The organism is Bradyrhizobium canariense, from assembly GCF_019402665.1.
Classification (GTDB): Bacteria; Pseudomonadota; Alphaproteobacteria; order Rhizobiales; family Xanthobacteraceae; genus Bradyrhizobium; species Bradyrhizobium canariense.
Genome location: NZ_VSST01000140.1, coordinates 1 through 912, shown reverse-complemented (window position 1 = coordinate 912; position 912 = coordinate 1). Strand labels below are relative to the sequence as shown.

General features: G+C 65.7%; 1 pseudogene. It reads right to left on the bottom strand.

The annotated features are described in order from the left end of the window. Positions 1-912 (bottom strand): annotated as a pseudogene (locus FXB41_RS40315) (acetyl-CoA acetyltransferase); the annotation flags it as partial.

The following is a 912-nucleotide window of genomic DNA, read 5'->3' as shown; positions in this document are numbered from 1 at the left end:
GAAATTCTTGCCGTCGCCGTCGGCGAGATCCATCACGGCCTTCAAAACGGCGTTCTGCGAATGGCTCTCGTAAAACTGGTCGCGCAAAAGATAGTCGCGCGGTTCTTCCGCCGAAGCGCCGCCAAGCGGGTAGACGAGCTTGTCCTCGGCGATGCCTGCCGCACGCGCCCTGGCGAGGCTGGTGAGCAGCAGCGCACCGCCCATGTTGACGCTCGGGTTGGCAACCATGAGCTTGTTGTAGGGCCAGGCGATCAGGCGGTTGTCTGCCGTCGGCGTCGTGATTTCGTCGGGCGCATAGCGCCGCTTCAGCCAGGCATTTGGATTTTGCGCGGCGGCTTCTGAATAGCGCGACCACAGCACGCCTGACTCCGCCATCGCTTCGCGCGGCGTCTGGCCCCAATGCGCCGAGGAGGCGGCCTCGTAGAATGGATACACCGTGACGGGCCGGAACACCCCGAGCTTCTGCGCCAGCGGCTTCTGGTACGCTGCGCCGCGTTTCGGCTCCTCGACGTCATGGGCGAACGACGTCCATGGCAGCTTCGCGCCGGCGCGCTCCGCCTTGGTCGCCGTCGACTGTGCCTCCGCGCCGCAGACAGCGGCAACACTGCATTCACCGCGCGCAATGCGCTTTGCTGCCTCGTGGATATAGCGGATCGGGCTCTCGCCGCCGACGGGGCCGTAATAGCAATGCGCGGGCGAGATGCCGAGTCGTTGCGCCAGCAACTGCTCCGGATCGCGATAGCGCCAGCTCAGGAAGTTGACGACGTCGAGTGACTGCACCTCGCCGAGCAGCCCTGCGCCGGCATCTGCTTCCGCGCGCCGCAACGCCTGTTCGAGCAGGTCGAGCGGTTCGAGGCCTTCGGTGATCTCTCTCGGACGGTCAACGATCTCGCCGATGCCGACGATGACGGG